The following is a 19,389-nucleotide window of genomic DNA, read 5'->3' as shown; positions in this document are numbered from 1 at the left end:
GAGAGAACCATGACCTACCAGCACATCTGCACATCGAGCCACTGCGACTGCGGCATCAGCCGGCGCGACTGGCTGCGCATTGCCGCCATCAGCGGTGTGGCGGCCACGCCTTTGCTGCGCGCGGGCGACGCGCTGGCGCAGAAGTTCAAGGGCGACGATGTGCCCGTGCGCATTGGCTACCTGGCGATCACCGATGCGACCCCCTTCTTTGTGGCGCACAGCCGCAAGCTGTTTGAGGCCGAAGGCCTGCAGGCAGAGAAGCCCCGCCTGTTCCGCAGCTGGGCGCAGCTGATCGAGGCCTTTATCGCCGGCCAGGTGAATGTGGTGCACCTGCTGTCGCCCACCACCTTGTCGGTGCGCTATGGCTCCAAGTTTGGTGCCAAGGTGGTGGCCTGGAACCATATGAGCGGCTCGGCCATCACCGTCGCCCCCAACATCAACAGCGTGGCCGATCTGGCCGGCACCACGTTCGCGATCCCGTTCTGGTACTCGATCCACAACATCCTCATCCAGCAGGTGCTGCGCAAGAACGGGCTCACGCCGGTCAGCAAGCCCAAGGGCACGGCGCTGGGCGCCAAGGAGGTGAACCTGGTGATCGTGCCGCCGGCCGAGATGGTGGCCGCGCTGGCCTCCAAATCGGTCTCGGGCTTTATCGTGGCCGACCCGTTCAACGCCATGGCCGAGACCATGGGCGTGGGCAAGGTGGCGCGTTTCCTGGGCGATATCTGGAAGGACCATGCCTGCTGCCTGGTGACCCTGTCCGAGCGCGACATTGCCGAGCGTCCCGAATGGGCGCAGCGCGTGACCACGGCCATCGTCAAGGCGCAGCTGTGGACGCGCGACCACATGGGCGAGACGGCCGAGCTGATGTCCAAGGACGGCGCCAACAAGTACACGCCGCACCCGCTGCCGGTGCTGCAGAAGGTGTTTGACCTGAAGGACTTCGAGCAGTACCGCGCCAAGGGCGTGCTGCAGCACCCCGAATGGAACCAGCGCCGCATCGACTTCCAGCCCTATCCCTTCCCGAGCTACACGCAGGAGCTGGTCAAGGCCATGCAGGGCACCTTGATGGAAGGCAATGTGGACTTCATCCGCGATCTGGACCCGGCCTTTGCCGCCAAGGACCTGGTCGATGACCGCTTCGTCAAGCAGGCACTCAGCCAGGTGGGAGGGCTGAAGGCCTTTGGCCATGCGGAGGACTTCAGCCGCAAGGAAGTGATCGCCGCATGATGCAGGGGGGCAAACGCTGGGCGGCGCGCCTGGCCTGGCCGCTGCTGGGCATGGCCATCACGCTGGCGCTGTGGGCGCTGGCGGCCCGGCATATCTCCGATGTGGAGGCGATCCGCTCAGCCTTTGCTCCGCAGGCCGGGCTCAAGGCCCTGGTGCAGTTGCTGGGCAGCGGCGAGCTGTGGCCGCATATCTGCATGAGCCTGGAGCGCATTGCGATTGCACTGGCCTTGGCTTTGGCGATCGGTGTGCCGCTGGGGCTGTGCCTGGGCCTGTCGCCGCTGTTTGCGCGCATCAGCGGGCCAACGTTTCAGTTTCTGCGCATGGTGTCGCCGCTGTCCTGGATGCCGCTGGCGGTAATGGCGCTGGGCGTGGGCGAGGCACCGGTGATCTTTCTGCTGGCTTTTGCCACGGTCTGGCCCATCATGCTGAACACCGCTGCCGGCGTGGCCGCGCTGGACCCGGCCTGGATGCGGCTGGCGCACAGCCTGTCGGCCACGCGCTGGGAGACCATTGCCCGGGTGGTGCTGCCCGGCTGCATCAGCCATATCCTCACCGGTTTTCGGCTGGCGGTGGGGATTGGCTGGATCGTGCTGGTGCCCGCCGAGATGCTGGGCGTCTCCAGCGGCATGGGCTATTTTGTGCTGGACACGCGCGACCGCCTGGCCTATGACGAGCTGATGGCCGGCATTGTCGTCATCGGCTGTCTGGGCTTTGTGCTGGACTGGCTGGCCCGGGCCATCAGCAGCCGCTGGATGCAGCGCGGCCAGCAGGGCTGAACGCCCTGCTCAGCGGGCGCCGCGCTTGCTCTGCAGTGCCAGCTGGTGGATGCCGGCAAAGTCAAACTGCTCCAGCCGGTCCAGCAACTGGGCCGTGAACAGCGCATGGGCCGTGTGATCGGTATGGCGGTTGATCCAGCCTTCGATATCGGTCAGGCGGCCCTGCAAGGCCAGCTCGGCGAGCTCATCGAGTGCGGCATCGCCAGGGGTGGCGATGGCGGCCCCCGCTGTGGCCAGCACGCGGCTGGGCTGCGCTGGCGCTGCGGTGGTGGCTGGATTGCTGCCCGCAGCTGCGCCACTGGCTTCGATGATCGGAACCGATAGCTCGAACGAGAAGGTGGTGCCCTGGCCAGCGGCGCTGCTCACTTCCAGGCTTCCGCCCATCGCCATCAGAATGCGCTGCGAGATGAACAGGCCCAGGCCGGTGCTGCCGCCCTCGGTCTGGATTTGCTGGAAGGCGTCAAAGATATCGGGCTTCTGGGCCAGGTCGATGCCAATGCCGGTGTCGCTGACGGCGACATGGAGCACGCAGAATTCACCATCCTGGCGGGCGTTGACGGACAGCGTGACGACGCCATCGCGGGTGAACTTGGCGGCATTGGAGACCAGGTTCAGCAGCACCTGCTGCAGGCGCTTGCCATCCATGGCGATGCGGCGGGGCAGGGCGCCGCTGACATGGCTGTGGAAGTGGTTGTTCTGCTGCGAGCACAGCGAGACGGCGTAGTCGGAGATGTCGTCCAGCAGCGCCTGTAGATCGATGGGCGCGGGGCGCACGGCCAGCGGTTGCAGCTCGGACTTGGCGTACTCCAGCAGCTCGTCGATCAGGTCGAGCTGGTATTTGACACTGCGCTGGATGGTCTTGACCAGGCCCTGCTGCTTCTCCGGGGCCTCTGTCAGCAGCAGCTCGGAATAGCCCTTGATGGTGGCCAGCGGCGCGCGCAGGTCATGGCCGATGTAGCCCAGCACTTCCACCTTCTGGCGTTCCTTGGTCTGGGCATCGCTCAGTGCCGTGCTCAGGTCGGCATTGAGTGCCGAAGTGACCATGGCGGCGTATTTTTCGTCCTGGCGGCGCACCACCATCTGGCCCAGGATATGGCAGGACAGCAGGATGAGCGCGGTGCCTACTGCGCCAACCAGTATCGCCGTCCACAGGTGCTGCTCACGGATGGCGGCCAGGGGTTCCAGCGAGGCCAGGGTCAGCAGCTGGTACTGCCGGTTGTTCAGCGGCTGGCGCTTCATCACATAGGGCTTGCCATCGATCAACCATTGGCCGTCAATGCCATAGGCGGCCAGCGGCTGGATGTCCATCGCCTCGCCCAGCTCTTCGCCGTCCTGGCGGTCCCAGGGATGCAGCTCGCTGGCGGGCAGCAGGCCGGCCACATTGCGCAGCATGAAGGGTTCGGACGAGCTGGTCGTCACGCGCCCCTGGCGGTTGACGATCAGCGCGCTGTGCCGGCCGGTCAGGTAGTGCGCCATGTCGGGCGCATCGAACTTGACGGTGACGGAGCCCTGCACGACATCCTGGGCATCGTCGATGCGGCTGGCCACAAAGTACGACGGCGTCTTGTTGATGCGCGCAATGCCGAAGGAATGGCCGCTGCCGTCGCGCAAGGCATGGTTCAGGTAGATGCGGCCTGAGTAGATCATGCCGACGATGCTGTCGGGTGCGGCCCAGTTGCTGGCCGTGATGGTGTCGTCAGACAGGTTGTTCTGGTAGATGCGGGCATAGCGCAGATCGGCCCCCAGCGCGTCCATAAAATCCCCCACCTTGCGCACCAGCGGGTCTTTGGTGAACTGTGCTGCGCGCTGCTGGCGGGTCAGCGCTTCGAGGCCGGGCGGGTCCTCGCGGTAGCGGGTGGCCAGCTCGATCACCTGGCTCTGGCTGGCCACCATATTGGCGACGCTCACCATCTGCGTAAAAAGCCGGTCTACCACGCGTGCCGTGGTTTCGGCTTCGTAAGCGGCGCTGGAGGCCTGGCTCTGGGTCCACTGGCTGGCGATGCGTTGCGACAGCCACCAGCCCAGGCCGGCCACCAGGCCAAGCCAGAAGAGCACGAGCGCAAAGGTGGCCCGGCGCACCAGGGGCAGCATCTCCCGGCCGCGTTTCATGGCGGCGGGAGGCTTGCCGGTGGCGCCAGGGTCCGCATCAGCGAACGGGGAAGACGGGGCAGGGATGTCCATGGTCTAGAGGCAGGGCGGAGTCGGTTGGCTGGTGCAGGTCTCTGGCAGGTCACATGCAGCGCATGGGCGCAGATGTGAGTGGGGCAGGCACTCAATGGAACTTGGAGGCGACCAGGTTTTGCAGCACCTCGGGGTCCGCCTGGCATTCGGTGCGCAGCTGGGTGGGCGATTTTTGCCAGAACTTCTTGAACTCGGTGGAGAAGTTGGCCGAGTTCAGATAGCCCACTTCCAGGGCCACATCGGCAATGCTCAAGGTACTTTGGGCCAGCATCAAGGCCGCGCGGCGCATGCGCTCCTGGCGGATGAACTCAAAGGCCGACAGGCCATCGCTGGTCTCGAACACCATGTTCAGGCGCCGCATGGACAGGCCCAGGCTGGCGGCGACGTCCGAGCTTTTCAGCTCGGGGTCCTGGATATGGCCCAGGATGTATTCGGTGGCCACCTGCTTGAGCGTGAGATTGGCGGGTGACTGGCTCGGTGGGGCGACAGCTCGGTCAGGCTGTGCCAGTGGCCCATCCTGGGTTAGCCGCAGGTTCTGCTGGGCCAGCATCAGGTGGATGCGCACCCGCTCCTGGATCTCTTCAACAAAAAAGGGCTTGGTGATGTAGTCCACACCGCCTGCGCGCAGGCCGGAGAGCCGGTCGTCCTGCTCGACCATGGCAGACAGAAAAATAATCGGAATGTGCTGGGTAGCGGGGTTGGTCTTGAGCAGACGCGCAATCGTGATGCCGTTGCGCCCAGGCATGCGCACATCCAGCAGGATCAGATCGGGCAGCAGCACCGCCGCCCTGGCATAGCCCTGGTCGCCATTGAGGGCCACGCTCACCCGGTACGAGGTATTGCGCAATGCAGCGACCAGCAGACGAAGCTGGTCGGGATCATCGTCCACGATCAAGACGTGGGGCGATGGAATGTCGGCATTGCTCATAGTTTTTGCAGGACCTTGATACACCTTTAACGGTTGTGAATTGTCACACGTAGGAACAATCAGGCGATTCGTTTGTTTTAAACCAATGTTAACTGGGGGACCTGCCGCTGCCCGCTTTACGGTGTCTCCAAGCGCTTTGTTCGCTGATAAGCCGTGGTTTTGGAAGCGAATATCAGCTGTTTTCTGAAAAAGTCTTTGGTATTGCTTGAATTTCAAAAGATTTATTAAAAAACCAAATAACAAATTTTGTTACGTATGTGCAAATCCTCCATGAGGTTTCTGCGCTGCGAGCCTGGGCTTGTGGCGCGTCGATGCATCGCAACTGGAGGTTTTGAACGATGGCACATTTTTCTATGGTGAATGGAGCAGCTGACCGCCGCAAGGCGCAGCAGGGCCGCAAGGCGTCGAAAATCCTGAAGGCGCTACCTGCCGCACTGCTGGCCTGGTCCGGCATGCTGGGCATGGCCCAGGCTGCGGTCTATGCCCCCGACAACTTTGCCAATGCGGGCGGCAGCAATCTGGAGACCATGGTCATGGTTAAGGATGGCAGTGGCCGTGTGGTGATTGGCGGCCTGTTCAACACCGTGGAAGGCCAGGCCGGCTACCAGGGCGTGGCGCGTTTCAATACCGATGACTCGCTCGACACCGGCTTCAAGGTGGCCACCAATGACTTCGTCAAGGCGATTGCGGTGCAGCCCGATGGCAAGCTGCTGGTGGGCGGCGAGTTCACGGCGGTCAAGCCTCAGGGCGCAGCCAGCTTCTCCACCTTCTGGGGCATTGCCCGTCTCAATGCCGATGGCACTTTGGACGCTGGCTTCCAGAACGCGCCGGCCGGCTCGGTCAAGGCCAATGGCAATGTGCGCGGCATTGCGCTGCAGCCCGATGGCAAGATCATCATTGGTGGCTATTTCAACCGCATCGATGGCTCGGTGGCGAACCGGGTGGCCCGTCTGAATGCCGACGGCACGCTCGATGCCACGTTCAACGTGGGCACGGGCCCCAACAATGGCATCGAAGACGTCAAGCTGCAGCCTGACGGCAAGATCCTGATCTCGGGCACGTTCTCGCAGGTCAACGGTGTGAACCGCATGAGCGTGGCGCGCCTGAATGCCGACGGCTCGGTCGATGACACCTTTGATGCCGGCCAGGCCATTGCTGGCCGCAACGGCGCCTGGGATGGCTCCTGGCCTGTCTACCAGCTGGCATTGCAGAACGACGGCAAGATTGTCTATGCCGGCGGCACGCACCGCTATGCCGATGAAATCCACTGGCGCATTGCGCGCCTGAACACCGATGGCACGGTGGACAGCAGCTTCCAGTCCTATGTGAACTGGTGGGCCTCGTCGGTCGCCTTGCAGAACGTGGGTGGCGAGCAGAAGATTGTGGTCGGTGGTGACTATGGCCGCGCCGGTGTGACCAACCCCGCCAATGGCGCCGTCGTGACTGATGCCCCGCGCCAGCGCATTGCCCGCTTCAATGCCGATGGCTCGCTGGACACCGAGTTCGACACTTCCTTCAGCGCCAACAGCTGGGTCTGGACGGTGCTGCCCAACGACGATGGCACCGTCTACCTGGGCGGCAAGTTCACCAGCGTGGCGGGCATGGCGCGCCGCGGTATTGCGCGTCTGGCTGAGCTCGATCCGACCAAGCAGGTCATCAACTTCCTGGCGCCCGAGCCCGGCACCTATTCGGCGTTGAACGGATCCTCGGTCTCCTGGAACCCCACGCCGCCCACCACCAGCAGTGCCAATCTGCCAGTGACCTACAGCAGCGTGACCCCCACGGTGTGCACGGTCAATGCCAGCACCGGTGCCGCGACCCTGGTTGTGCCTGCGGTGACGGGCCTGTGCACCATCGAAGCGAATGCCGCTGCCGGCACCCAGACCATCAATGGCCTGACCTATAACGTCGATCCTGCTCCTGCGGTGCGCCAAGGCATGCAGATCGATGCACCGCCAGACCAGAGCATCACCTTCCCGGAACAGACCTCGCCGCGCAATGTGACGGCTGGCACGTTCAGCATCGACCCGGTGGCGACGGCCAGCTCGGGCCTGGCAGTGAGCTACACCAGCCTGACCCCGGCCATCTGCACGGTGGCGGGCACCACGGTGACCCCCGTGTCCGGCGGCCTGTGCACGATTGCGGCCAACCAGCCGGGTGGCAATGTGGGCGCGGTGGCTTTCAATGCCGCAGCGCAGGTGACCCAGAGTGTGACGGTGCAGAGCGCACAGACCATCAGCTTCCCGGCACAAACGGCCCATAGCGTGGTGACCGGCAGCAGCTTTGCGCTGGCGCCTGCCGCCACCGCGAGCTCGGGTCTGGCGGTGAGCTACACCAGCCTGACCCCTGCGGTCTGCACGGTCAGCGGCGCATCGGTGCGGGTGCTGAGCACCGGCACCTGCAGCATCGAGGCCAACCAGGAAGGCAATGCCTTCTTCACCGTGGCCGAACCGGTGACCCAGTCCATCACCGTGACGGCGCTGCCGGCTGCTGCCACCCCGGTGCCGACGCTGGGTACCTGGGCGCTGGCCTTGCTGGCCGCGATGCTGGGCTTTGTCGGCCTGCGCCGCCGCGCCTGAGCCTGACGGCGGAGCGGCGGGCTGGGGCCATGCCCCAGGGCGACCCCGCCTGCCGCTCCACCCAGCATCCTCGGCGCCCGCCAGGCTGCTGCCTGCGCATCCATACCTATGTGGCATGCAGCGCGTGCCCACCCGGGAGAAACCTATGCAGAGCTTTCGCCAATGTCTTGCGGCGCTCGGATTTTTGGGGGCCATGGCCGCTGGTAGCGTAGCGGCCGCGCCGGTGGAATGGGACTATGAGGTCAGTGCGCAATTTCTCACTTCCGCCGTTGCCACCACCTTCAATGGCGCCGGTCCTGGTACTTCGAACGGATGCGAACTGGTCAGTGCGACCGATATCACCTGGGGGGCCTGTTCGAGTGGGCCTGCGGGGGTAGGGCGCAGCGGCATCGGTATCTCCGACAGCCCGAAGACGGGCACCTTGGTCACCAATGGTGCGGCCCAGCCTGCTAATACCTACACGCATGCGAACAATCTAGTGTCCTCCGCCCATGGCACCTTGGCGAGTGCGACGATTGCCACGACCTTGGGGATCCGGCGCAAGGACAGTGGCGATCCCTATACCTACGAAACCTTCACCTACACCATCCGCTTTTCCGAAACACCGAACAACGTGGACGCCACGTCCTGCGTGGTTCCAAGCGAGACGCCTTGCAGCGATATCTGGGTGCTCGATGGATCGGTCAACCGCACGATCGTCTTTGGTGGCGACGAATTTGTGTTCAGCTTCTTCCCGGCACCGGCTGCCAATCCCTTGCCGGATGCCTACTGCGCGGCCGCCAATGCAGAAAGCGGCTGCATTGGCTTTACGACGGTGGAGGGTGAGGCCAATGCGATTCCCTTCCTGCTGAACCTGACGCAGACGGCGGCGGTGTCGGGCCGGGTGTATGCCGAGGGCAGCACGCCTGCCAACACCCAGGATGATGGCCAGGCGGTGGACGCTGGGTCCGCCGTCGATGTGTCTCTGGCCTGTACCGAACCGAGCTACAGCGCCGGCCCGGTGGCAACGGCGGCAGATGGCAGCTTCAGCTTTGAGGGGGTGCCCGTGGGTGCCAGCTGCACGATCAGCACGGCGCCGCCCGCAGGATGGCAGGCGGCTTATACCCAGCAGGGCCTGACCGGCAGCGCCGCCGACCCTGGGAGTCTGGACACCAGTGTGGCGGGCAGCACCAGCGCGCAGACGATTGTGATCGATGTGCCGTCGGGCGGATCCAGCGGCAATCTCTTTGCCTGGCGGGCCGTTAGCGACATGCAGAGCAGCACCGTATGCACGCCAGGCTCCGCAGCGGCGGGCACCCTGGTGGTATGCACGACCACCTGCAGCAATATCGGCAGCAGCACGGCGCTGAATGCGTTCTGCAGCATCAGCAATGCCGCCAGCCTGCCGGGCAGCCCCAGCCCGGTTTGCACGGGCCCGGCCGCTGTACCAAGCCAGGGCGTTCTGAGCTGCACGGTCAGCTTCAAGCTGCCGGCCAGTGGCAGCGTTACAGTGCTGGGCGCCACGGGGGCGGACAACGACAGCAATGGCGGCAGCGATGGGGCCTTGGGCAACAACCCTTCAAGCGCGGCGGTGAGCACGCAGACGGCGGCGCCCACCCCTGTGCCCACGCTGGGTGTCTGGGCCTTGTTGCTGCTGGCTGCGCTGCTGGGTGGGCTGGCCTGGGATGCGCGCCGCCGGCTGTGAACCGGCGCCTCGGCGATGCCGCCTTTATGGGGCATCGCCTCATGGGCATGGCGCCCTGGTCTGGTCAGTGCTGCGTTGGGTGCTGTGCAGCTGGCAGCCGGGGCGGCTTGGGCGCATAGGTGTCCCAAAACGCAATGCCCAGGATCAGCGCCGTCGTCAGCCAGCCCAGCACCAGCAGGCTGCACAAGGCGCTGAGGGGCACCAGGGCCAGCAGCAGCAAGGCGCCAATCCAGTGGGAGGCGGGCAGCGCGCCATACACCACCTTTTTGTAGATGGCGCTGCCCAGCAGGTAGATCGCAGGGCCGGCCAGCAGGATGGCGATCTGCGGCAGGGTCGCCAGTGCATGCGGGTGGGCGAGCACCAGGTCGTTGCCAACGGCCGTGGCGATGACGCCGGCGATCAGGATGGCATGCACGTAGTGGAAATAGGCGGCGATGCGGCCCGGGTCCTCGGCGTGGCTGATGGCGGCCATTGCATCCTTGCTGGAAATGCCAAAGTACAGCCACCACATCGCCAGGGTGCCGATAAAGGTGGCACCCAGGGCCAGCAAGACATCCCCGGTCCAGATGGCGGTGTCGGCCAAGGTGGCGCCGCTGGCCAGCAAGGTCTCGCCCAGCGCCACGATGACAAAGAGCTGGCAGCGCTCGGCCATATGGCCGCCCTCGATGGTCCAGTCCTGCGTCTGGCTGCGGCCCAGGCCGGGCAGCGCAAAGCCGAACATCGGTGCCAGGTACTCACACAGCACCGCGAGCAGCCACAGCAGCAGGCGCAGCTCGGGCGCGGCCAGCGCCCCCGCGATCCAGAGGACCGCCGAGATGCAGACCCAGCCGAGCATGCGCAGGTAGTTCTGGCCCAGCGCATGGCCGGCCGGCAGCTGGACCCAGATAAAGGCGGTGCGCCCCACCTGCATGGCGACATAGGCCAGGGCAAACACCAGCCCGCGCTCGCCAAAGGCCTCGGGGATGCTGGAGGCCATCAGCAAGGCCAGCAGCATGCTGCAAAACAGCATGCTGCGGATGCGCGTGGTTTCGGGATCGAACCAATTGGTGACCCAGCAGGTGTACTGCCAGCCCAGCCAGACGGCAAACCAGAGCACCAAGCTCTGTGCCACGCCGCCGAGCGACAGGTGGTGCAGCAGCTCATGGCTCAGTTGTGTGACGGCGAACACATAGACCAGGTCAAAGAACAGCTCTTCATAGGTCACGCGGGCATGGTGGCCATCGCGCTGGCGCAGCAAGGGGTGGGGGAGAGCGGGGGTAATCGGCATAGCGGATCTGGGGTCTTGGCGCGCGGCCTCAGGCATGCGAGAGGAGGCGGGTGATGACGCTGGCCAGCAGCACGGGCACGATCAGCACGATGAGCAGGATCAGCGCTTCATCGCGTACGCTGTAGCCCGCCTGGGTGACCCCCACCCACATATTGGTGCAGGCGATCAGGAGCCACAGGGGCATGAAGAGCTTGGCCGCCACCACCATGCCGGCGGCGCTGGCCGCCCACAGCCAGTCAAACAGCACAAATACCCCGAGCAGCACCAGGCCGCCAGCGATCACCAGCAATACATGCATATCGGCACTTTCAAGTGTTGAGAGGGCGCGGCCCCGCAGCGCCAGGCTGCAGAGGCCGGCCATGGAGGGCCTTACTTGGTGGTGTAGCCGCCGTTGATCAGAATCGTCTGGCCGGTGATCCACCAGCCATCGGTGACCAGGTGGCGGATGAAGGGCACGACATCCTCGATATCGGTCAGGCCGGTCTTGCTGAAGCCTGACAGCGCGGCGGCGGTCTTGTGGTAGGCCACGGCATCGGCGCCTTCGGCGGGGTAGAAGAAGTTGGTGTCCATCGGGCCGGGGCCGACGGCGGTCACGGAGATGCCGCGTGCGCCGAACTCCTTGGCCGCTGCGCGGGTGTAGTGCTCGACGGGTGCCTTGGTGCCGGCATAGGACGAGTAGAACGGTGTGAAGGCGCCCAGCAGCGAGGTGACCAGGGTGACGATCTTGCCGTTGTCGTTGAGCTGCAGGCCGGCTTCCTTCAAAAAGAAGAAGGCCGCCTTGCTGTTGGCGTTGGACATCTCGTCGAACTCGGCCTCGGAGATATCGACCATCGGTTTTTTGAGCACCTTGCCGACGGTGTTGATCGCGATGTCGGGTCGGCCCAGCGCCGCCACGGTATCGGCAAACAGTTTTTGCACGGCCGCTGCGCTGCTCAGATTGCCTTGCAAGGCCAGGGCCTTGGCGCCCAGCTTCTCGACGGCCGCCACTGTTGCCAGTGCTTCATCGCGGCTGGCGGCGCTGTTGTAGTGGATGGCGACGGCCTTGGCTCCCTGGCTGGCCAGGTCACGGGCGATCAGGCCTCCCAGGTTTTTTCCTCCCCCTGCAATCAGGACGACTTTGTCTTGGACGGTGTGGGCTTTGCGCATGCGGTATCTCCAGAAAGTGATGGGAATCGGCGTGTATCACAGTGGAGATTTTTATTGTCATATTCAATCAATCGAATTTGCAAAAGCGATGAAGCGTTTGCTATGTGCCGGATTGGTCATTGAATTTTTGTATGCAACGAAAATTACCAAGCTAGGCGCCTGCCTGAGCCATGGTCTGCAGCCAGTCGAGCAGGTCGCCTGGCACCGTGCCCGCCTGCACCGGCTGGGGGGAGAGCAGGCAGTACTGCGAGCCATCGTCGACAAAGCCCAGCGGTGCCACCAGCAGGCCGTTGGCGATGTCATCCTGCACGAGATGCCAGGGCCCGATGGCGACGCCCAGGCCGGCAACGGCCGCCTGCAGGCTGAAATAGAAATGCTCAAAGCTTTGCCCGCTGGCGCGCGGCAGCGGCTGGCCGCTGGCCCGGGCCCAGTCCTGCCAGGCGCTGGGCCGGGTGCGGCTGTGCAGCGGCAGGGCCTGGGCCTGGAGTGCCGCGCTGCGCTTGCCACTGCGGAACCAGGCCCTTTGCTGGTCCGGCCGGCAGACCGGGCCGATGCGCTCGGCAAACAGCGGCTCGACATGGCAGCTAGCAGGCCAGGCAAAGTCGTCGCGGCGAATGGCCAGATCAATGCCGCTGGCAAAGGAGAAGGGACCGCCTCCGGCGACCAGGTGCAGCTCCAGACCCGGATGGCGCGCCTGGAAATCGGGCCAGCGCGGAATTAGCCAGCGCATCAGCAAGGTGGGCTCGCAGGACAGCACCCAGCGCTGCTGCGGGCGTGCACGCGCGCGCAGATCGGCAACACCCTGGCGCATCAGATCCAGCCCTTGGCTGACGGCCTGGGCCAGCGCCCGGCCCTCGTCGGTCAGAAACACCCGCCGGCTGCGTCGCTCGAACAGCGCCAGGCCCAGGTCGTCTTCCAGCAGGCGCACCGCGCGGCTGACGGCTCCATGGGTCAGGTGCAGCTCATCGGCGGCGCGGCTGAAGTTCTCCAGCCGGGCGGCCGCTTCAAAGCAGCGCAGTGCCAGCAGCGAAGGGAGGCGGTTGTCGGGAGATGGTGAGCCAGACTCACCATGGCTGTCAGAAATCATCGTTTTTCATCAGGCACCATTGCAGGCACGATGCGGGCTGTTTTTGCTATTGCAGAGGATACGCCATGACCGAATTGTTAGCTGTTATCACCATCACTTTGCTGGCGGTGATCAGCCCCGGGCCCGATTTTGCGATGGTGACGCGCAACAGCCTGCTGCTGTCGCGGCGCGCAGGTGTGCTCACTGCCTGGGGCATTGGCCTGGGGGTGCTGGTGCATGTGGCCTACACCTTGCTGGGCCTGGGGTTGCTGATCCAGCAGTCGCTGTGGCTGTTCAATGCGATCAAGCTGGCCGGTGCCGCCTACCTGGTCTACCTGGGGCTGAAGATGCTGCGTTCCCAGCCTGCGGGCGATGCGCCCGAGGCGGCAGCAGCGCCCTTGTCGGATGGGGCGGCGCTGCGCACGGGTTTTCTGACCAATGCGCTGAATCCCAAGACCACCGTCTTCATGGTCAGCCTGTTCCTGCAGGTGGTGCAGCCCCAGACGCCATTGGCCGTGCAGCTGGGCTATGGCGCCTTTATCTCGCTGGCGCATATCGCCTGGTTCAGCCTGGTGGCCTTGTGCTTTTCAGCCGGCGCGGTGCGCGGCCGGCTGCTGGCGGCACGGCACTGGATTGACCGCGCCTTTGGCGGTTTGCTGCTGGGCTTTGGCGTGCTGCTGGCGCTGTCGCGTGGTTCGCGTTGAGCGCCGCGCGACCCTGCCATCACGCCCCGGTGCGGCGGCGCTGTCGTATTCCGAAGGCAGCAAGCAACAGGGCGAGCAATGCAAGGCTGTAGGCATCGCTTGCGGGCACTGGAGTGGGACGGGGGGCTGGCTCCTCTATCTCGACCACGGGAGGCGGCGCCACGCGCACGACTGCCGAGTTGTTGCTGAGAATGGGATCACTGGGGCTGTCGGCCTGGGGCAGCGCGCTGATGGTGTGGCTACCAGCAGCGGTAATGGCCGGGCCGGTCCAGCTGACCGCGTAAACCGCCGTCTCTCCCACGTTCAGCGGTTGAAGCACGGACCCAATGGCCCCGCTACCCGCAGGAATGGCGCAGGGCGTAGCAGAAGGCCGTAGCACGCAAGTCCAGCTGGCAGTTGTACCGTTGGCTGCCGCTGGCAAGGGGTCGGACACCAGCGCCTGGGCGGTATCAGGGCCATTGTTGTAGACGCTGAAGGTGTAGCTGTAGGTGTTTTGAGCGTCGGCAGGCACCACGGAGACGGTGCTGGCAGTAACGACGATGTCGGCCAATGTCTGGCGGCTCATCGCGAACAAAGTGTCATCCCAGGAGGCTTGCCTATCGGCATTGGCTGCCGTGCCAAACAGGTAAAAGCGCAGCGCATAAGCTGTGCCTGGTTGCAGCTCAACGCCCGGGCCCGGCCCATCGGGTGGGCGGACTATCTGAAAATCTTCCCCTGCCACCGTCGTTACATCGTTAATTTGCTGAATCACATCGCCGACAGGGCTGCCACTGGCATCCACGATGTAGGCGGCATAGCCAAAGGCGCGGGGATGGCTATTGCCATTCATATTCCAGCGTTTGGAGGTGGCTGCCGCATTGAAATAGAACAGCGCCGGGGCAGCCGTAGCATCTGCGTAATGCAGGGTACCGGTCGTGAACGGAAACTCGATGTACTGCTGGGCAGTGATCGCCTGAGTGGCGGAGCGCGCCGTCAGATTGGAGATACGCTGGAAGTCCAGATAAGTGGGGTCGGCGCTGGCCGTCAATCCGCCGCCGAAGCGCTGCGCGCCGGTGCTGGCGAGGAAGGTGGTGTCGTGGGTATCGCCCGAGACTGCGCTGTCGCCGAAGCTATCTTCGCCTGAGCCCGGGTACCAGTCCTGCGTCAGCGTGCCCGGTGGGCGGTTGCTCATCCAGCCTGCCACCCAGCCGTCGACGCCCTCTGCGGAACTCGGGGCAAATACATACTGCTGCGCGAGGCTCGGACCTACTGCACTTGCCAATAACAAGGCGCTGATGCCCTTCCGATAGTGAGCCCGTGCCTGTTCCAAAATCGACTTCATGGATAAACCCATTCGTGCCGCAGATGAGTCCCCTGAAGCTGCGTCACAGCTTGCTGCGGCTAATCGTTAATAAAAACCACAACTGTGGCTAATCGTAATGATTATTATTGTCAGGTTTTTAAAACTGGAGCAACTTCAACGGCATTCTTTTGCGGGCAGTCGCAGAAATAAAACGACTACCAGTGGCTGATTTACTTTGGCATTTGAGGCGCTGACGCCGCTGACCCGACATCTGCCCCGGACGGTGCTGAGCCTTTCTGGATGTAGATCTCGACCGGCCCGACCTTGACCCTGTCCCCCGTGTACAGCACCTGGCGCTTGACCTTGAGGCCGTTGACGAAGATGCCATTCGTGCTGTTGTGGTCCTCCACCATCAGCACGCCAATGTAGTAGCTGAAGGCGCCATGGTCTCTGCTGACACCCTGGTCGTCCAGGCAGACACCGCAGCCCGGATCCCGGCCAATCAAGGTCTGGCCCTTGCCCAGTCTCAGCTGGCTGGGCGAGGGCGCAAGGGGTGACCGAATCTGAATAAGCACTGGCATGCAGAACCTCCAATCACGCGAGAAGACCAGGGGGAAAAAGGCCTGGATTCTTTCGAAGGGATGGATTCTGTATGAAATTTTTGAAATAGATTGTCAGCAATTTCTAACCTGGCGAGGTCCCAGATCAGCCTCCTGGAAAAGTCGCTGTGGCCTGCATAGCAAGGCGCCATGCATGCTTTTTGGCACTGTTCAAATTAGGGCGTTTTAGCCTGTATTTGTTGGCTTTTCGGAGGCATGGGGCGGTCTGCAGAGGGCAGGCCTTTGCTATCTCGACATGGCCTTTGCTTTGTTCAGTTTGCAATTAATTACAACCATGACGGTCGCCAGCCAGGGCCCTGGCTTGACTTTGCGCAAGCAAGGCTTACATTCTTAACTCATTGACTGAATCGATTAAAAAGTCTTTTGTGAAAGGAGTTGGGTATGCAAAACCAGCCCTCATTTCCGATGCTGACCATGCCGACGCGTCCCTTGGTGGCCCATCGCGGTGAGAAAGCGAAGCGCTATGTGCCTTCGGTCTCCACTGATATCAGCAAGACTTTTGAGAAGTACCGCCGCCTGGCTGCGATGCAGCACGCCAAGCCGCTGGGAGATTGATTCGGTTTCATGCCGTGCGCATGCCTTCCACTCCCAGTCCCACGACTATTGCATGCGTAGCTCTTTGGGCAACGGCTTTATTACAGCTGACCACCTAGGTTTGATCGCCAGCGGACAGTGCTGCTGGTGACCAAGCCAGGCGTTGGACGGGGCTCTAAAAGCCCCGGCTGGAAGACTTATTTGGCGGCGCCTGCTGCCGGTGTCTGCCAGCCCCATTTGGCAAAAATGGCCTGGCCGGCGGGCGACTGCAGGTATTGCACAAAGGCCTGGGCCTGGGCATTCTTCTCGCCCTGGTGGGTGAGCACGATGCCGGTGTCGCGGTAGATGCGGTAGGGCTCATCCATCTCCACCAGCTGCGCCAGATCGGGGTTGGCGACCTGCCAGATGTTCCAGATCAGCCAGACATCGATATCGGGTTGCGAGATCCAGCGTTGGCGCGCTTCTGCGCTGTTGGCTGCTTCGGGCAGCAGGAGGTTGCGGCGAAAGGCGCGCAGCACCTGGATATCGCCGGTGCGCCCAGCCACGTCTTCCCACAGGCCATTCTGGCCCGCACCTGCTACTGCCAGCACCTTGATGCCGGGCGCCAGGACATCGCGAAAGCCTTGAATGTTTTTGGGATTGCCCGGCCGCACCAGGATGGCGACGGGGCGCAGGTACATGGGCTCGGCCTTTTGCAGATCGAAGACGCCAGGCATGGCCTTGGCAAAGTCGCCCATCATGTTTTCGGCGCCGCTGAACACCACATGCGCGTCGGCCTTGGCCTTGTCCACCCACTGGCCGGTGGGCCCGGCCGTGACGTTGACGGTGACATGCTGGGCCTCGCCAAAGGTCTTGGCGGCTTCCTTCATGGCCGGGGCTGGCCCACCCGGGCCGTAGACGTTGATCGCATCGGCCGCATGGGCGCTGCCCAGCGCGGTAACGCAGAGGGCAGTCAGCAGGGAGGCGAGGCGGAGACGGAGTCGCTGGATCTTTTGCATGGTGTGGTTGGCTCCAAAGGGTAATGAGGCAGGGGCCGCGCTGGCGCGGCAGCTTCAGTCTTGCTGCAGGTGCTGGTAGACGGCCTGCGAGACGCGCATCAGCTCGGCACGGTCTGCCCCTGCCGAGATGGCATAACCAAGGTGGTTTTCCACCCAGTAGAAGACGTTGACAGGGCCGTCCTGGCCGAACTTGAACTGCACATCGTTCTGGGTAGTCACCTCGCGGGTGACATACAGGGTCAGGCGCAGACCAGCTTCGGTCTCGTACATGAACTGCGCCACCGGCCCGCTGTCACCGGGCAGCAGGCGGCCGCCAATCAGGCGGTAGCCCAGGGCATTGAGCGGGGGCGGGCGCACATTGGTGCCCATGCGCTTGGTCAGCCAGGTGACCAGCGCCTGCTCCTGCTCGGCGCCAATTTCCACCGGGCGCCGCACATCGGGGCTGTAGACCACATGGGCAATCGCCGCGCGCTGGGCAAAGCCGCTCAGGGCTGTGCCATTGGCGGGCAGCAGTTGCGGCTGGGCGGATAGGTGGGTGTTGGCTGCGGGCTGGCCCGCCATCGCGAGCTGGATGGCCTTGGCATCGACCGCGCCACGGATCGACCAGGCGGCACCCGCGCTGATGACCGCCACCAGCAAGCCGGCGGCCAGGCTGCGCCAGGGCAGGCTGCTCTGCGTGGGGCGCAGCGGCAGGCCCATCGGCAGCGGTTCGTCCATCACCGGGGACAGCATGTCGCGCAGCCGCGCATTCTGCTGCTGCCAATCCTGCACACGGGCGCTTTCTTCCGGGTGCTCGTGCAGGTACTGCTCGACCTGGAGGTGGCGTGCGCTGGGCAATTGCCGGTCCACATAGGCATGCAGATCGGCTTCGGTCACCGGGGGCATGGGACTGGCGTCCAGGGCTTTGAGGGGGGGCTTGTCCATGGTCACTTCACCCGTTGGATTCTTTGCGCTGCATGGCTGACTTTGTCCTGCTCCTTGCTCTGGCCCTGGCTGGCCATCTCGTCGCGCAGCCGGGCGCGTGCCCGCGAGAGCCGCGACATCACGGTGCCCAGCGGCACGCCGGTGATCTGCGCCACTTCCTGGTAGCTCAGCTCTTCGACGCTGACCAGCAGCAGCACCTCGCGCTGCTCTGGCGGCAGGCGCTGCAGCAGGCGGTCGAGGTCACGCACTTCCAGTGCATCGGTCTGCTGGGCCCGCTGGGGCAGCTCGGGCAGGTCGTCGCCCGCGCTGTCCTCGGGCCGGCTGCGCTGGGCGCGCAGGCGGTCGATGAAATGGTTGTGCATGATGCCGAACATCCAGGCGCGCACCTCATTGCGCTTTTGCCACATGGAAAAGCGCGACCAGGCGCGCTCCAGGGTGTCCTGCACCAGGTCATCGGCCCGGTCCGGGTCCGAGACCAGCCCGCGCGCATAGCGCCGCAGGCTGGGGATGCAGGCCACAATCTCCGCTTCGTCCTGTGCTCGCATAAGGGGCTGCAGTTCGGGTCAGGGGGTGAGGAGGGGAATCAGCAGGAGCCGGCGCTTACTTGACGACGTGCCAGACGTCCTTGAAGTTGTCGCCCGTGGCGTCGCCGGCCTTCTTGTCCGCAGTATAGGTATAGAGCGGCTTGCCCTTGTAGGCCCACTGCTTGCTGCCGTCGTCGCGGGTGATGATGCTGTAGTCGCCTTCAGGCTTGGCATCGGCCGCTGCAGACACTGCAGGCCACAGCGCGATGCAAGGGCCGTTGCACATGCTCTTGTTGCTGCCGGCCACATCCTTGTCAAAGGTGTAGAGGGTCATGCCGCTGGCGTTGACCAGCATGCCATTGGCCATCTTGGCCACCGGCTCGGCCTGGGCCAACGGGGCCAGCAGGGCAGCCAAAGACAGAGCGACCAGGGATGCGTAAGGGGTTTTCATGGCGTACATCTTTCAAGGTTGGGTGGAAGAACACCTCTGTAGACGGATGGCATGCCGGGATTATTCCAAGACCTTTGAAAATTGTTGCGACTTGCAGTGGCGCAGCGCCTCATCCATGTACCAGTGGTCGTTCCATCGATGCGAATTTCCGACAGCACACATTCTCAAATACTGTATATTTATACAGTTACAAGAATCCAAGCTGGCGGCCGCCCAGGCCGGATGCCTTGGCTGCCCACAAGAAGAGAGGAGTTCGCATGATTGAAGTGGCCCATGACAACCTGAGCGATGTCGGGGAAGGGGGAGAGGGTGCTACCGCGCTGCCGCAGCTGGCGGCGGCATCGGTGTTTCGGCAGCTGGCGCACAAGCATGGCTTGCTGGCGCCGGGCGAAGAGGCCAGCCCGCAGATGCAGGCGTTTCTGGCCGAGCTGGCGCTGCTGACGGCGCTTTTTTGATGCCCATAGGCCGCGCGCGGCCTGCTTTCCCTGCCTTTAC

Annotated in this window: 19 protein-coding genes; 7 read left to right on the top strand and 12 right to left on the bottom strand. The window is 63.9% G+C overall.

Translation table 11 applies throughout. The features are described 5' to 3' along the window. Positions 1-9 precede the first annotated feature (9 nt). Together EDF71_RS01630 and EDF71_RS01625 are read left to right on the top strand one after the other, a co-directional pair. Entirely contained in the window at positions 10-1,230 is a 1,221-nt protein-coding gene (locus EDF71_RS01630; protein WP_133854879.1) for an ABC transporter substrate-binding protein, read from the top strand. Next, positions 1,227-2,006: an ABC transporter permease gene (locus tag EDF71_RS01625; protein ID WP_243854119.1), complete on the top strand. Its 780-nt coding sequence runs from the start codon at positions 1,227-1,229 to the stop codon at positions 2,004-2,006. Before EDF71_RS01630 ends, EDF71_RS01625 begins: the two co-directional genes overlap by 4 nt. A 9-nt stretch (positions 2,007-2,015) precedes the next feature. Here the strand turns inward: EDF71_RS01625 and EDF71_RS25530 are convergent, their stop codons facing one another. Both EDF71_RS25530 and EDF71_RS01615 read right to left on the bottom strand, forming a co-directional pair. Beyond that, positions 2,016-4,187 (bottom strand): HAMP domain-containing sensor histidine kinase, encoded by a 2,172-nt coding sequence (locus EDF71_RS25530; RefSeq protein WP_133854878.1) that lies wholly within the window; start codon positions 4,185-4,187, stop codon positions 2,016-2,018. Positions 4,188-4,278: 91 nt separating this feature from the next. Continuing rightward, positions 4,279-5,115, bottom strand: coding sequence for a response regulator (locus tag EDF71_RS01615; protein ID WP_133854877.1), 837 nt, complete (start codon positions 5,113-5,115; stop codon positions 4,279-4,281). A 338-nt stretch (positions 5,116-5,453) separates the two neighbouring features. On the opposite strand from EDF71_RS01615, the gene EDF71_RS01610 reads away from it, so the two are divergent. Both EDF71_RS01610 and EDF71_RS01605 read left to right on the top strand, forming a co-directional pair. Then, positions 5,454-7,694, top strand: coding sequence for an IPTL-CTERM sorting domain-containing protein (locus EDF71_RS01610; RefSeq protein WP_133854876.1), 2,241 nt, complete (start codon positions 5,454-5,456; stop codon positions 7,692-7,694). Between the two features lie 145 nt (positions 7,695-7,839). Further along, the gene (locus tag EDF71_RS01605) at positions 7,840-9,378 is read left to right on the top strand and encodes a THxN family PEP-CTERM protein (RefSeq protein WP_166656426.1); all 1,539 of its coding nucleotides are present in this window, start codon (positions 7,840-7,842) and stop codon (positions 9,376-9,378) included. Positions 9,379-9,442: 64 nt separating this feature from the next. Here EDF71_RS01605 and EDF71_RS01600 read toward each other — a convergent pair whose 3' ends face one another. The 4 genes from EDF71_RS01600 to EDF71_RS01585 form a co-directional block, all read right to left on the bottom strand. After that, entirely contained in the window at positions 9,443-10,645 is a 1,203-nt protein-coding gene (locus EDF71_RS01600; RefSeq protein ID WP_133854874.1) for a low temperature requirement protein A, read from the bottom strand. Between the two features lie 28 nt (positions 10,646-10,673). Further along, the gene (locus EDF71_RS01595) at positions 10,674-11,006 is read right to left on the bottom strand and encodes a hypothetical protein (protein ID WP_243854118.1); all 333 of its coding nucleotides are present in this window, start codon (positions 11,004-11,006) and stop codon (positions 10,674-10,676) included. An 8-nt stretch (positions 11,007-11,014) separates the two neighbouring features. Then, the gene (locus EDF71_RS01590; RefSeq protein ID WP_133854873.1) at positions 11,015-11,791 is read right to left on the bottom strand and encodes an SDR family oxidoreductase; all 777 of its coding nucleotides are present in this window, start codon (positions 11,789-11,791) and stop codon (positions 11,015-11,017) included. Between the two features lie 151 nt (positions 11,792-11,942). Continuing rightward, complete coding sequence (locus EDF71_RS01585; protein WP_133854872.1) at positions 11,943-12,878, bottom strand: LysR family transcriptional regulator; 936 nt, start codon at positions 12,876-12,878, stop codon at positions 11,943-11,945. Positions 12,879-12,943: 65 nt separating this feature from the next. Between EDF71_RS01585 and EDF71_RS01580 the strand changes: the two genes are divergently transcribed. Then, positions 12,944-13,561 (top strand): LysE family transporter, encoded by a 618-nt coding sequence (locus EDF71_RS01580; protein WP_133854871.1) that lies wholly within the window; start codon positions 12,944-12,946, stop codon positions 13,559-13,561. 19 nt (positions 13,562-13,580) lie between these two features. Here EDF71_RS01580 and EDF71_RS01575 read toward each other — a convergent pair whose 3' ends face one another. Continuing rightward, the gene (locus EDF71_RS01575; RefSeq protein ID WP_166656425.1) at positions 13,581-14,732 is read right to left on the bottom strand and encodes an IPTL-CTERM sorting domain-containing protein; all 1,152 of its coding nucleotides are present in this window, start codon (positions 14,730-14,732) and stop codon (positions 13,581-13,583) included. 341 nt (positions 14,733-15,073) lie between these two features. Continuing rightward, on the bottom strand, positions 15,074-15,424 hold the full coding sequence (locus tag EDF71_RS01570) for an FHA domain-containing protein (RefSeq protein ID WP_133854869.1): 351 nt from the start codon (positions 15,422-15,424) through the stop codon (positions 15,074-15,076). A gap of 420 nt (positions 15,425-15,844) precedes the next feature. Between EDF71_RS01570 and EDF71_RS24895 the strand changes: the two genes are divergently transcribed. Continuing rightward, entirely contained in the window at positions 15,845-16,018 is a 174-nt protein-coding gene (locus EDF71_RS24895; RefSeq protein WP_166656424.1) for a hypothetical protein, read from the top strand. 176 nt (positions 16,019-16,194) lie between these two features. Here the strand turns inward: EDF71_RS24895 and EDF71_RS01565 are convergent, their stop codons facing one another. Genes EDF71_RS01565 through EDF71_RS01550 form a run of 4 tightly spaced genes read right to left on the bottom strand, consistent with a single transcriptional unit; the run spans position 16,195 to position 18,894 of the window. Then, positions 16,195-16,995, bottom strand: coding sequence for a substrate-binding domain-containing protein (locus EDF71_RS01565; protein WP_133854868.1), 801 nt, complete (start codon positions 16,993-16,995; stop codon positions 16,195-16,197). 54 nt (positions 16,996-17,049) lie between these two features. Continuing rightward, complete coding sequence (locus EDF71_RS01560) at positions 17,050-17,919, bottom strand: anti-sigma factor (protein WP_133854867.1); 870 nt, start codon at positions 17,917-17,919, stop codon at positions 17,050-17,052. Between the two features lie 2 nt (positions 17,920-17,921). Further along, entirely contained in the window at positions 17,922-18,464 is a 543-nt protein-coding gene (locus EDF71_RS01555) for an RNA polymerase sigma factor (protein WP_133854866.1), read from the bottom strand. 55 nt (positions 18,465-18,519) lie between these two features. Then, on the bottom strand, positions 18,520-18,894 hold the full coding sequence (locus EDF71_RS01550) for a hypothetical protein (protein WP_133854865.1): 375 nt from the start codon (positions 18,892-18,894) through the stop codon (positions 18,520-18,522). Positions 18,895-19,151: 257 nt separating this feature from the next. Between EDF71_RS01550 and EDF71_RS01545 the strand changes: the two genes are divergently transcribed. Next, positions 19,152-19,349, top strand: coding sequence for a hypothetical protein (locus EDF71_RS01545; protein WP_133854864.1), 198 nt, complete (start codon positions 19,152-19,154; stop codon positions 19,347-19,349). Positions 19,350-19,389 lie beyond the last annotated feature (40 nt).

The organism is Comamonas sp. JUb58 (genome assembly GCF_004364775.1).
Taxonomy (GTDB): domain Bacteria; phylum Pseudomonadota; class Gammaproteobacteria; order Burkholderiales; family Burkholderiaceae_C; genus Comamonas.
The sequence above is the reverse complement of the archived record's forward strand: the minus strand, read 5'-3'. Positions and strand labels throughout refer to the sequence as shown.